At 67.4% G+C, this 11,726-nt stretch carries 10 protein-coding genes; 6 read left to right on the forward strand and 4 right to left on the reverse strand.

The features are described 5' to 3' along the window. Nucleotides 1-14 precede the first annotated feature (14 nt). From nth to ACQR1H_RS20400, 4 genes are all read left to right on the forward strand, one after another. Nucleotides 15-851, forward strand: a complete 837-nt coding sequence (gene nth, locus ACQR1H_RS20385; protein WP_434895458.1) for an endonuclease III — start codon at nucleotides 15-17, stop codon at nucleotides 849-851. A gap of 209 nt (nucleotides 852-1,060) precedes the next feature. Beyond that, complete coding sequence (locus tag ACQR1H_RS20390; RefSeq protein WP_434874511.1) at nucleotides 1,061-2,113, forward strand: type III polyketide synthase; 1,053 nt, start codon at nucleotides 1,061-1,063, stop codon at nucleotides 2,111-2,113. Further along, nucleotides 2,110-2,616: an isoprenylcysteine carboxyl methyltransferase family protein gene (locus ACQR1H_RS20395; protein ID WP_315805622.1), complete on the forward strand. Its 507-nt coding sequence runs from the start codon at nucleotides 2,110-2,112 to the stop codon at nucleotides 2,614-2,616. The genes ACQR1H_RS20390 and ACQR1H_RS20395 overlap by 4 nt, the downstream gene beginning before the upstream one ends. Further along, nucleotides 2,613-4,232: a DHA2 family efflux MFS transporter permease subunit gene (locus ACQR1H_RS20400; protein ID WP_434874512.1), complete on the forward strand. Its 1,620-nt coding sequence runs from the start codon at nucleotides 2,613-2,615 to the stop codon at nucleotides 4,230-4,232. The genes ACQR1H_RS20395 and ACQR1H_RS20400 overlap by 4 nt, the downstream gene beginning before the upstream one ends. On the opposite strand, the gene ACQR1H_RS20405 is transcribed toward ACQR1H_RS20400, so the two are convergent. Together ACQR1H_RS20405 and ACQR1H_RS20410 are read right to left on the reverse strand one after the other, a co-directional pair. Next, a complete protein-coding gene (locus tag ACQR1H_RS20405) occupies nucleotides 4,170-4,922 on the reverse strand; it encodes a sulfate transporter family protein (protein ID WP_316183009.1) in 753 nt (250 codons plus the stop codon). The genes ACQR1H_RS20400 and ACQR1H_RS20405 overlap by 63 nt on opposite strands. A 76-nt stretch (nucleotides 4,923-4,998) precedes the next feature. Then, a complete protein-coding gene (locus ACQR1H_RS20410) occupies nucleotides 4,999-7,491 on the reverse strand; it encodes a heavy metal translocating P-type ATPase (RefSeq protein ID WP_434908102.1) in 2,493 nt (830 codons plus the stop codon). A 255-nt stretch (nucleotides 7,492-7,746) separates the two neighbouring features. Here ACQR1H_RS20410 and ACQR1H_RS20415 point away from each other — a divergent pair, with 255 nt between their 5' ends. After that, nucleotides 7,747-8,022 (forward strand): metal-sensitive transcriptional regulator, encoded by a 276-nt coding sequence (locus ACQR1H_RS20415; protein WP_315805626.1) that lies wholly within the window; start codon nucleotides 7,747-7,749, stop codon nucleotides 8,020-8,022. A 12-nt stretch (nucleotides 8,023-8,034) separates the two neighbouring features. On the opposite strand, the gene ACQR1H_RS20420 is transcribed toward ACQR1H_RS20415, so the two are convergent. Further along, entirely contained in the window at nucleotides 8,035-9,012 is a 978-nt protein-coding gene (locus ACQR1H_RS20420) for a YiiX/YebB-like N1pC/P60 family cysteine hydrolase (protein ID WP_316183007.1), read from the reverse strand. 192 nt (nucleotides 9,013-9,204) lie between these two features. Here ACQR1H_RS20420 and ACQR1H_RS20425 point away from each other — a divergent pair, with 192 nt between their 5' ends. After that, entirely contained in the window at nucleotides 9,205-10,617 is a 1,413-nt protein-coding gene (locus ACQR1H_RS20425) for a flavin monoamine oxidase family protein (protein WP_434908103.1), read from the forward strand. Between the two features lie 153 nt (nucleotides 10,618-10,770). Here the strand turns inward: ACQR1H_RS20425 and ACQR1H_RS20430 are convergent, their stop codons facing one another. Then, entirely contained in the window at nucleotides 10,771-11,715 is a 945-nt protein-coding gene (locus ACQR1H_RS20430; protein ID WP_434908104.1) for an MBL fold metallo-hydrolase, read from the reverse strand. Nucleotides 11,716-11,726: the final 11 nt, after the last annotated feature.

Raw genomic sequence — 11,726 nt, forward strand, 5'->3', positions numbered from 1 at the left:
AGTATACCCGGATCATGGCCAAAATCACCCGCCCCCAACGCGCCAAGCCGGCGCCGGTTCGCAAGCCTGCCAAGAAGGCCGCCAAAAAGGCCGCGAAGGCCGCGCCCAAGACGGCCTCCAGGCCGGCAGCAAAAAAGGCCGCCAAGCCGAGCCCGGCGGCGAAGTCCAAGGCCGGCGCGGTCAAGCCGGTTAAGAAAGCCTTGAAGGCGATCAAGCCCTGGACCCCGGCCGAGATCCGCGAGGCCTTCAGCCGGTTCGCGCAGGCCAATCCGGAGCCGAAGGGCGAGCTCGAGCATCTCAACCCCTACACCCTGCTGGTCGCCGTGGTGCTGTCGGCGCAGGCGACCGATGCCGGGGTCAACAAGGCGACGCGGCCGCTGTTCAAAGTCGCCGACACGCCGGAGAAGATGATCGCGCTCGGCGAGGAGCAACTGCGCGAGTACATCAAGACCGTCGGCCTCTACCGCACCAAGGCCAGGAACGTGATCGCGCTGTCGCACAAGCTGATCAACGAGTTCGGTGGCGAGGTGCCGCGCACGCGCGCGGAATTGGAGTCGCTGCCCGGCGCCGGCCGCAAGACCGCGAACGTCGTGCTCAACATGGCGTTCGGCGAGCATACGATGGCAGTCGACACCCATGTGTTTCGCGTCGGCAACCGCACCGGCCTGGCCCCCGGCAAGACCCCGCTCGAGGTCGAGCTCGGGCTGGAGAAGGTCATTCCCGCCGAGTTCATGCTGCATGCCCATCACTGGCTGATCCTGCACGGCCGCTACACGTGCCTGGCGCGCAAGCCGCGCTGCGAGCTGTGCCTGATCAAGGACCTCTGCCGCTGGCCGGAGAAGACCGCCTGATACGTTGTCGGTGACGAACGGTTTCGCGCGAGAACGCGTTTGACAGTCACTATTGTGTCACGGCGCGACGCCGTCTCACCATGGCCGGGCCACATCGCCGCCCGCATTGGACATAAGATGACAGCCGTAATCCGGGGCGATGTGAGTGGCGCGTGTTAGTTCCCGCGTTCTCGGACCCTTCTGCGCCGGGACGTTGAAGGATCAGCCGCATGGACAACACTGCCGCACTCGTGTCGCTCGCGACCTCGGTGCCACCGCATCAGTTCCGCCAGAACGAGGTGATGGAGGCGGCGCGCGTGGTGCTGTCGCCGCGCTTTCCGCAGTTCGATACGATGGCGAGCCTGTTCGCCAACACCGGCATCCGCCAGCGCTACGGCGTCAAGCCGATCGAATGGTACATGGAGCGGCGCGGCTGGCCGGAGCGCACGCAAGCCTATCTCGAAGGCGCCGAGGCACTGTTCGTCGACGCGACGAACAAGGCGCTGGCGCAGGCCGATCTCACGGCTGCCGAGATCGACACCATCGTCAGCGTGAGCTCGACCGGCATCGCGACGCCGACCTTGGAAGCGCGCGTCGCCGGCCGCATCGGCTTCCGCTCTGACGTCTCGCGCGTGCCGGTGTTCGGGCTCGGCTGCGCCGGCGGCGTCTCCGGCCTGTCGATCGCCGCGCGGCTGGCGCAGGCGCGGCCCGGCACCAATGTGCTGTTCGTGACCTTCGAATTGTGCACGCTCGCGGTGCGCCACGACGAGCTGAGCAAGGCCAACATCGTCGCGCTCAGCCTGTTCGGCGACGGCGCGGCGGCCGCGATCCTGCGCGCCGGCGATGGCGGCCAGACGCGCGTCGAGGCGACCGGCGAGAAGCTGTGGCCGGATACGCTTGATATCATGGGCTGGAGCGTCGATCCCGAAGGTTTTGGCGTGATCTTCCAGCGCACGATTCCGGACTTCGTCACCGAGAACATGGGCCCCGCGGTCAACGAGATCCTCGGCAACATGAAGCTGTCGCCCGGCGACGTCGACCGCTTCGTCTGCCATCCCGGCGGCGCCAAGGTGATCACGGCGCTGGAGCGCGCGCTGTCGATCGGCCAGGGCACGCTCGACCATGAGCGCGAGATCATCGCCGACTACGGCAACATGTCGGCGCCGACGGTGCTGTTCGTGCTGGAGCGCGCGCGCGCCCGCGGACTGCCGCCGCGCTCGGTGCTGACGGCGCTCGGGCCCGGTTTCACCGCAAGCTGCGTTTCATTGAGGCACGCCGCATGACCTTCGCCGCCTTCGTCCTCGCCCTCGTCACCATGCAGCGGCTCGGCGAGCTCGTGCTCGCCCGCCACAACACCAAGCGTCTGCGCGCCATGGGCGCGGTCGAGGTCGGCGCAGACCATTATCCGCTGATGATCTCGATGCACGCGGCCTGGCTGGTGTCGCTGTGGCTGCTCGGCGCCGACCAGGAGGTCGATCCGTGGCTGCTGTCGGGCTTCGTGGCTCTGCAGGGCCTGCGCTGGTGGGTGCTCGCGACGCTTGGTCCGCGCTGGACCACGCGCATCATCATCCTGCCCGGTGCGCCCTTGGTGACCGATGGTCCCTATCGCTACATCTCGCATCCGAACTACCTGGTGGTCGCCGCCGAGATCGCGCTGCTGCCGCTGGCGCTGCATCTGCCGCTGATCGCGCTGATCTTCTCCGGCCTGAATGCGGCGGTGCTGTTCATCCGCATCCGCGCCGAATCCGAAGCACTCACCGGCATCGGCGGCGGCCAGACCGCATGAGCGCGTCGGCCGCGCCGCAGGATCGTCCGAGCCTCGCCACCTGGCTCGGCTTCATCCTGATGTGCGTCGGCATGTTCATGGCGATCCTGGACATCCAGGTGGTGGCGACGTCGCTGCCGACCATCCAGGAGGCGCTCGGCATCACGCCCGAGGCGATGAGCTGGATCCAGACGGCGTATCTGATCGCCGAGATCATCGCTATTCCGCTCACCGGCCTGCTCACGCGCGTGTTCACCTTGCGCTGGCTGTTCACGGGCGCCGTCGGCATCTTCACCGCCGCCTCGCTCGGCTGCGCGTTCAGCGGCGATTTTCACACGCTGCTGGCGTTCCGCGTGCTGCAGGGCTTCTTCGGCGGTCTGTTGATCCCCGTGGTGTTCTCCGCCGTCTTCCTGCTGTTTCCGCCGCGCCTGCACGCGGTCGCGACCACCATCGGCGGCGTCGTCGCGGTGCTCGCGCCGACCATCGGGCCCGTGGTCGGCGGCTTCATCACCAACACCTGGTCGTGGCCCTGGCTGTTCCTCATCAACATCGTGCCGGGTGTCATTGCCGCGCTGGTGACGCCTGGCCTGCTGCCGAAACAGCGTATGGATCTCGCGGAGCTCGACAAGCTCGACCTGTTCGCGCTGCTGCTGCTCGCGGTGTCCCTGGCCAGCCTCGAGCTCGGGCTGAAGGAGGCCCCGAAGGGCGGCTGGCTGTCGTCGAACTGCATTGCGTTCCTGGTGCTGAGCGCGTCGTGCCTCACCTTGCTGATCCAGCGCCTGCTCGCCTCGCCGTATCCGATCCTGCGGCTCGGCAGCTTCCAGCGGCGGTCGTTCACACTCGGCTGCCTGTCGAGCTTCTGCCTGGGCATCGGGCTGTTCGGCTCGGTCTATCTGATGCCGGTGTTCCTCGCCTTCGTGCGCGGCCACGATGCGTTCGAGATCGGCAAGATCATGCTGGTGACCGGCGTGGCGCAACTGATTGCGGCCCCGCTGGTGACGGCGCTGGACGGCAAGGTCGATGCGCGTCTGCTGACGGCGTTCGGCTTCGTGCTGTTCGGCGCGGGGCTTGCCGCGAGCGCGTTCCAGCCGCCGACCGCAGACTATCAGGAGATGTTCTGGCCGCAGGTGGTGCGCGGCGTCGGCATCATGTTCTGCCTGCTGCCGCCGACACGGATCGCGCTCGGCGACCTGCCGCAGGCCGAGGTCGCCGATGCCAGCGGGCTGTTCAATTTGATGCGCAATCTCGGCGGCGCCATCGGCATCGCGCTGATCGACACCATCATCTACGGCCGCGTCGCCATGCATGCGCAGGCGTTCCGCGACCGCCTGCTGGCCGGCGACACCGCGGCGGCCAAGGCGATCGGGCTGGCGCCGGAGCTGCTGCGCAACCGGCCGCGCGGCGTCTCGGAGGAGCAGGCGATCGCCTATGTCCGGCCGCTGGTGGAGAAGGCCTCGCTGGCGCTGTGCGTCAACGAGGCCTGGTCGCTGCTCGCAGGCATAGCGCTGCTCGGCTTCCTGCTGATCCCGTTTGCGCGCAACAAAGCCGTGAGCCTGTCGCCGCGGATGATGGCGCTAGAGGCTGCGCAGCCGGCGCTCCGGCGACGGCTCGATCAGCTCGGGCCGCGGTCCGGATAGGCGCTTGTGCAGGTGGACCATGAAGGCCATGCCGAACAGCGGCGTCGCCAGGTTCACGATCGGGATGGTGACGAAGGCCGCGATGATCAGGCCCGCGGTGAACACAGTCACCGCATTGTCGCGCCGCATCGCCTTCGCTTCCGCCGGCGGCCGGAAGCGCATCGCGGCGAGCTCGAAATATTCGCGGCCGAGCAGCCAGGCGGTGGCGAGGAAGAAGATCACGAAGCCGGCGCCGGCCAGGAACACGAAGGGCAGGGCGATCAGATAGACCAGGATGGTGAGGCCGGCGGCCTTGAGGCCTTCCGCGATCGCGACGCCGAACGGCAGCGCGACGCCGGGGCGCTCGGCCGGATAGTGCTCGCGCTCGACGAGGTCGGCGACGTCGTCGACGAACAGGCTCGCGATCAGCGACGTGATCGCCGGCATCAGCATGATGCCGCCGAACACCACGCCGAACCCGGCGGCGATCGAGATGATCCAGGTCAGCACCTCGAGCGTGCCGTGCGAGTTCGGCCCGAGCATGGCTTCCGCCCAGCCCTCGCCGGCGGTCGCGAGCCAGGTCAGGAGCCGCTGCAGCCCGATCGCGAGCACCGTGACCAGCACCAGCGCCAGCCCGATCGAGCGCCACAGGATCGAGCGCATCGGTGGCGACAGAATTTGCGAAATCGCCTTGATGGCGGCGTCGATCATGGCGGAGTCCCTCGCTGCAAAGCCCGCGGCAGAGGTAGACATGCCGGCGGGCTTCGGCAAGTCCGCCGGCATCGTCTCAAAGATCGGTCGCCCGCAGCCGCAGCGCGTTGCCGACCACGCTGACCGACGACAGCGACATCGCGGCAGCGGCGATGATCGGCGACAGCAGGATGCCGAACACGGGGTAGAGGATGCCGGCCGCGATCGGGATGCCCGCGGCGTTGTAGATGAACGCGAAGAACAGGTTCTGGCGGATGTTGCGCATCGTCGCCGCCGACAGTTTTCGCGCCCGCGCGATGCCGCCGAGATCGCCCTGCAGCAGCGTGACGCCGGCGCTCTCCATCGCCACGTCGGTGCCGGTGCCCATCGCGATGCCGACATCGGCCGCGGCGAGCGCCGGTGCGTCGTTGACGCCGTCGCCGGCCATCGCGACCACCTTGCCGCTGGCGCGCAGCCGGGCGACCACGGCGCTCTTCTGGTCCGGCAGCACCTCGGCCTCGACCTCGGTGATGCCGATTTTTCGCGCGACCGCGGTGGCCGTGGTGCGGTTGTCGCCGGTCAGCATGATCACCTTGATGCCGTCGGCCGCGAGCGCCTTCAGCGCCTCCGGCGTCGAGGCCTTGACCGGATCGGCAATCGCGAACAACGCGGCCGGTTTGCCGTCAACGGCCATCGTGATCACGGTCGCGCCCTCTTCGCGCAGCCGCTTGCTCTCGACCCCCAGCGTATCGGTGATGATGCCGAGCGAGGCGAGATAGGTGGCATTGCCGAGCACGACCGACTTGCCGTCGATCTCGCCGCGCGCGCCCTTGCCGGTCGGTGCGTCGAAGTTCTTGACGTCGGCGAGCTTGAGGTTGCGCTCGCTGGCGTGCCGGACGATGGCCTCGGCGAGCGGATGCTCGCTGGCGCGCTCGACGCTGGCGGCCAGCCGCAGCGCCTCCGCCTCGTCGAAGCCATCAGCGGTGACGATGGCGGTGACCTTCGGCTTGCCCTCGGTCAAGGTGCCGGTCTTGTCGACGACCAGCGTATCGACCTTCTCCATCCGCTCCAGCGCCTCGGCGCTCTTGATCAGCACGCCGGCCTGCGCGCCGCGGCCGACCCCGACCATGATCGACATCGGCGTCGCCAAGCCGAGCGCGCAGGGACAGGCGATGATCAGCACGCTCACGGCGGCGACGAGGCCGAAGGCGAAGCGCGGCTCGGGACCGAACGCGTACCACGCGACGAAGGCGGCAATGGCAGCCGCGATCACCGTCGGCACGAACCAGCCCGCGACCTGGTCGGCGAGGCGCTGGATCGGCGCGCGCGAGCGCTGCGCATCGGCGACCATCTGCACGATCTGCGACAGCAGCGTCTCGCGACCGACCTTGTCGGCGCGCATCACGAAGCTGCCGGTCTGGTTCAACGTGCCGGCGATGACGCGCTCGCCCTCGTCCTTGGTGACAGGCATCGATTCGCCGGTGACCAGCGATTCGTCGAGCGACGAGCGGCCTTCGAGGATGACACCGTCGACCGGCACCTTCTCACCGGGACGCACGCGCAGCCGGTCGCCGACGACGAGCTCGGCGATCTCCACCTCATGATCGTTGCCATCGGCATCGAGCCGGCGCGCCGTCTTCGGCGCCAGTTGCAGCAGCGCCTTGATCGCGCCCGACGTTGCTTCGCGTGCGCGCAGCTCGAGCACCTGGCCGAGCAGGACGAGGATGGTGATGACCGAGGCCGCCTCGAAATACACCGCCACCGCGCCGCCATGGCCGCGGAACGCCGGCGGAAACGCCTGCGGCGCCAGGGTCGCGATCACGCTGTAGACATAGGCGACGCCTGTGCCCATCGCGATCAGGGTGAACATGTTGAGATTGCGGGTCTGCACCGATTGCCAGCCGCGCACGAAGAACGGCCAGCCGGCCCACAGCACCACCGGCGTCGCCAGCGCGAACTGGATCCAGTTCGACAGCACGGGATCGATCAGGCCGTGGCCGCCGACGAGGTGCCCGCCCATCTCCAGCACGACCACGGGAGCTGCCAGCACCGCGCCGATCCAGAATCGTCTGGTCATGTCGGCGAGCTCGGGATTGGGCGCATCGTCGAGGCTGATGACGTCGGGCTCCAGCGCCATGCCGCAGATCGGGCAAGTGCCTGGGCCTTCCTGCCGGATCTCGGGATGCATCGGGCAGGTGTAGATCGTGCCTGCCGGCATCTCCGGCGGCGGCTCGCGCTCGCCGAGATATTTGTCGGGCTCAGCCGCGAATTTGGTTCGGCAGCCGGCCGAGCAGAAATGGAAAGTGTGACCCGCGTGCTCGAAGCGATGTTTCGAGGTCGCGGGATCGACGCTCATGCCGCAGACGGGATCGATCACCTTCGCGTCGTCATGCTGATGCGCGTGATGGTCATGACCGCCACAGCACCGCGCGGCGACTGCAGGCGCGGCCGTCACGAGATACTTGGCGGGATCGGCGGCGAACTTGGTGCGGCAGCTCGCGGAGCAGAAATGGAAGGTCTGTCCCTGATGTTCGAAGCGGTGCTTGGAGATCGCGGGATCGACGGACATGCCGCAGACGGGATCCTTCACCTTCGCGCTCGGCGGCGGCGCCTCGTCACGGCCGCCGCAGCAGCCACCATGGTTGTGGGCTGGTGTCGCATCGGCACGATCACTGCAACATCCCTCTGCAGCCGCGGTCTCTTGTCCGGTTTCCACCGCGCTCGCCTGTGGTCCACAGCCGCATCCGCTGGCCTTGACCGCTGCGGCGCCATGTCCGTGTTCGGTTCCCGACATTGCCCAGCCTCGCCTCTTGAAACCTATACCCTGTAGGGGTATATAGGCCGCATGCGCGAGGACATCAAGACATCCTGTCAGAAACGTTTGAGCCGGATCGAAGGGCAGGTCAGGGGCCTGTCGAAAATGGTCGAGGACAACCGCTACTGCATCGACATCGTGACCCAGATCTCGGCCGTCCGGGCGGCGTTGCGCCGGGTCGAGGAGGAGATCCTGCGCGACCACGTCGCCCATTGCGTCGAGCACGCCATCGCATCGGGCGACAAGGCCGATCAACGGCAGAAGATCGCGGAGTTGATGGATGTGATCAGCCGGTCGGATCGCTGAGGCCAGCCCGGGTCAGACTGCCACTTTTTTGCGGCGTCGTGCGGTCGGACGTGGCGCGACGTTTCGTACCGGCTCGGCGACGAGAAAATGCTCGCTGACCACGAGCCGCTCGCCGAGCTTCGCAACTACTTCCTCAGCCGCAGCCTGCTGCGTCGCTTCTTCGTCAGCCGTCTCAGGAACGAGCGGCGGCGCTGTGATGGCTCCTGGAAACACGGCGAACTCGCCCGCTACCTCCGCGAGCGGCTTCTGCTTGTCGGCCCAATGCAGCGTCGTGTAGTCGAATCCATTGACGATGGTCGGCTTGACGATCTCGAAATAGGGCGAGATGTCGAAGTCGCGCGGCATGTAGAGCGACGAATCGCGGATGTGCAGGATCTCGCGCTTGGCGCGCCGCGATGGCGCCCGCGTGATCTTCGGCAGGATCGGATAGCGCACCGCATCGAACGCCTGCGCGATCAGCGCCGAGCAGATCATCTTGGTCGGATCGCCCGAGCCCAGCGCGATCATGCGCCGCCGCCAGCGTTGCGGAATCGGCATCGGGATCAGATAGCGCATCAGGTCGATGATGTTCTTGGTGTCGTAGCCGAAGCCGATGCGATTGATGGCGTAGCGGCACACCGTGTGCCGGTCCTCATACGTTAGTCCGACCGGCCGGCAGACACGGGTGTGATAGGCGAAATATTTCGACAGCGGCGCCGAGATCACGCCATCGCCGACATAGGCCTCGACCAGCACGTGCGGCTCCCCATCGGGCTCGACGGCGCCGTCGATCGGTCCGACATAGAGCGCGGCATGCGACCAGGTCGACTGCGTGAGGTATTTGATGATGCCGGAAATACGGCTGTTGCCCTCGACGAGCAGCACGTCGCCGGGCTGGACATCCTTGCGCAGATAGTCCGGATCGCTCGGCGTGAACGGCTCATAGCCCGGGATCTCCTTCTGGAGATAGGCGGCAATCAGCTTGCCGATGTGATCGAGCACGATACCCATAACGCTCCCCGGGCGACCTTGGCCGGTCGCCGGCTTTTTCCCTTTCCATGATGGTCGATTGCGGTTGCAATTTGGTTCATAGTCGATGCGTTCTGCACGGTATCACGTTTACCATCCCGGTTGCCGCAGCGCGGCAGATGCGGCAAATTCGGCGGGTATTCGTTTGATTCAAAAGCTTTCGGAAACCATGTCATGAATGTCACGCGCCGCGGCTTCCTCTCCGCTTCCGCGGCGCTGGCCGCGCTGCCTATTGCCGGCCGCGCCGCGCAGGCGGCTGTTCCACGCGAGGCTGACATTGTCGTGATCGGGGCGGGAGCGGCGGGAATCGCCGCGGCCCGTCGGATCGTCGCGGCCAACCGCAAGGTCGTGGTGCTGGAGGCCGCGCCGCAGCCCGGCGGCCGTTGCAGCACGGATACTGCCACCTTCGGCGTGCCGTTCGATCGCGGCGCCCGCTGGCTGCTCGACGCCGACGGCAATCCCATCAGCAGGCTCGCGCGGGGTCTCGGGCTCGATCTCGTCGCGGCCCCCGTCGGGCAGAAGATACGGGTCGGTCGGCGCAATGCGCGGCCCGGTGAGACCGAGCAGTTCCTGGCGGGGCTGGTGCGCGCCAATCGCGCCATCGACGAGGCGGCGCGCGGCAAGCTCGACACCTCCTGCGCCGCGGCGCTGCCGAAGGATCTGGGCGACTGGACCAGCACCACCGCCTTCGTGCTCGGCGCCAGCGCGACCGGGAAGGATCTCGCCGATCTCTCCGCGATGGACAAGGCGCGTGCGCAGGATCGCAGCGCGCCGCTGGCCTGCCGCCAGGGGCTGGGCACGTTCATCGCCAGGCTCGGCGAAGCGTTGCCGTTGTCGCTGTCGACTCCAGCAACGCGCGTCCTGTGGGCCAACCGCGACGTCGCGGTGGAAACGCCGGCGGGGCGGATCGCGGCGCGCGCCGTCATCCTCACGGTGTCGACCAACGTGCTGACATCAGGCGCCATCAAGTTCGCCCCCGAGCTGCCCAAGCGGCAGCTCGACGCCGCCGCCAAGCTCAGCCTCGGCAGCTACGATCACATTGCGCTGATGCTGGCGGGCAATCCGCTCGGCCTGTCGCGGGACGAGGTCATCATCGAGCAGAGCAATTCCAACCGCACGGGTCTGTTGCTGGCCAATATCGGCGGATCGTCGCTCTGCGCCGTCGATGTTGCCGGCGCCTTCGGCCGCGAACTCTCAGCGCAGGGCGAGGCGGCGATGGTCGACTTCGCGAGGGAGTGGATCGGCAAGCTGTTTGGAAGCGAGGCCGCCGCGGCGGTGAAGTCGTCCGCAGCCACGCGCTGGAACCAGGCGCCGGGCGTGCTCGGCGCGATGTCGGCGGCCACGCCCGGCAGCCAGGGGGCGCGCAAGATCCTCGGCGAACCCCTCGGTCCGCTGTTCCTGGCGGGCGAGGCGACGCACGAAACGCTGTGGGGCACGGTCGACGGCGCCTGGGACTCCGGCGAACGTGCCGCCGAAGCCGCGCTGCGGCGGATCGGCGCGCTGAAGGATCCCGAGCCGGAGCCGAGCAGTGAGCGGCAACGGCCGCGCCGCCGCGGCAAGGTGCGCTCGGCCTCGCCGGAGGATTGAAGTAGGGCCGTAGGGTGGGCAAAGGCGCAGCCGTGCTATCACCACATTCGAAAATCGTCGCGGCGCTGTGCCCACCATTTTGCTGATGAGTTCGCGGGTGGATGGTGGGCACGCTGCCGCCTTGCGGCGGCCGCTTTGCCCACCCTACGCGGGCTACACCGGCAGCTTCAGCTCCATCAAATCCTTCGCCACGATGATCCGGCCCGTGTAGTTCTTCTTCACGTCGCGCGTCCAGTCGTCGTCGGTGACCTCCGGATCATCACCGGGCACGAAGTGGCTGAGCGCCAGCACCTTCACGCCTGCCGCCGCAGCGATACGCCCGACGTCCTCGGTCGTCGTGTGGCTGTCGAGCAGGTGCTTCTTCAGCGTCGAGCCGTTCTTCGTTTTCGCGACCAAGCGATCGACCGCCGGCACATATAGGCATTCGTGCACCAGCACGTCGGCGCCCCTGGCGAACTCGGCGAGCTTCGGATTGTAGGCGGTGTCGCTCGAGAACACGATCGTGCCGTTCGGGGTCTCGAACTTGTAGGCGAAGTTGTCGGTGATCGGCGGATGCGGCGTGCGGAACGCGGTCACCGTCACATCCGCCGTCTTCAGCACGACGCCGTCCGCGTCGATGTCCTTCGCGACCAGGAGCGGCCGAGGATCGGGCCTGCCTTCATCTGCGATGCGGGTGTCGACGTCGAACTTGTTGGTTTCCCAGAAACTCCTGATCATCGCCTCCAGGCCCTTCGGTCCGAACGACTGGATCGGCGTCGACAATCCTGCGGCCCAGGCGTTGTAGAACAGGTTGCCGTATTCGAGATTGTGATCGGAATGGTGATGGCTGATCAGGATGTACTTGACCGACGGGATCGGAACGCCCGCATTGACGAGCTGACGGCTGACGCCCATGCCGCAATCGATCACGAACGGCGTGCCGTTGACGACGACGAGATTGGCCGGATTCGAAGCGCCCACGCCGACGCGTGGGCCGCCCTTGGTGCCGAGGAAGACGATCCGCGTGCCGGTCTTGGCGCCTTGCGCGAACACCGAGCGCGCTGCGACAGCTCCGGCCGTGCCCAGCGCGAGCGACAACATCGTGCGGCGATTGATCATGGTGTCCTCCC

It is taken from the genome of Bradyrhizobium sp. HKCCYLRH2015 (genome assembly GCF_051168215.1).
Taxonomy (GTDB): Bacteria; Pseudomonadota; Alphaproteobacteria; order Rhizobiales; family Xanthobacteraceae; genus Bradyrhizobium.

Bases quoted from the DNA above. Each gene is read 5' to 3' on its own strand.
- nth (WP_434895458.1), top strand. From the start codon at position 15: ATGGCCAAAATCACCCGCCCCCAACGCGCCAAGCCGGCGCCGGTTCGC.
- ACQR1H_RS20390 (WP_434874511.1), top strand. From the start codon at position 1,061: ATGGACAACACTGCCGCACTCGTGTCGCTCGCGACCTCGGTGCCACCG.
- ACQR1H_RS20395 (WP_315805622.1), top strand. From the start codon at position 2,110: ATGACCTTCGCCGCCTTCGTCCTCGCCCTCGTCACCATGCAGCGGCTC.
- ACQR1H_RS20400 (WP_434874512.1), top strand. From the start codon at position 2,613: ATGAGCGCGTCGGCCGCGCCGCAGGATCGTCCGAGCCTCGCCACCTGG.
- ACQR1H_RS20405 (WP_316183009.1), bottom strand. From the start codon at position 4,922: ATGATCGACGCCGCCATCAAGGCGATTTCGCAAATTCTGTCGCCACCG.
- ACQR1H_RS20415 (WP_315805626.1), top strand. From the start codon at position 7,747: ATGCGCGAGGACATCAAGACATCCTGTCAGAAACGTTTGAGCCGGATC.
- ACQR1H_RS20420 (WP_316183007.1), bottom strand. From the start codon at position 9,012: ATGGGTATCGTGCTCGATCACATCGGCAAGCTGATTGCCGCCTATCTC.
- ACQR1H_RS20425 (WP_434908103.1), top strand. From the start codon at position 9,205: ATGAATGTCACGCGCCGCGGCTTCCTCTCCGCTTCCGCGGCGCTGGCC.
- ACQR1H_RS20430 (WP_434908104.1), bottom strand. From the start codon at position 11,715: ATGATCAATCGCCGCACGATGTTGTCGCTCGCGCTGGGCACGGCCGGA.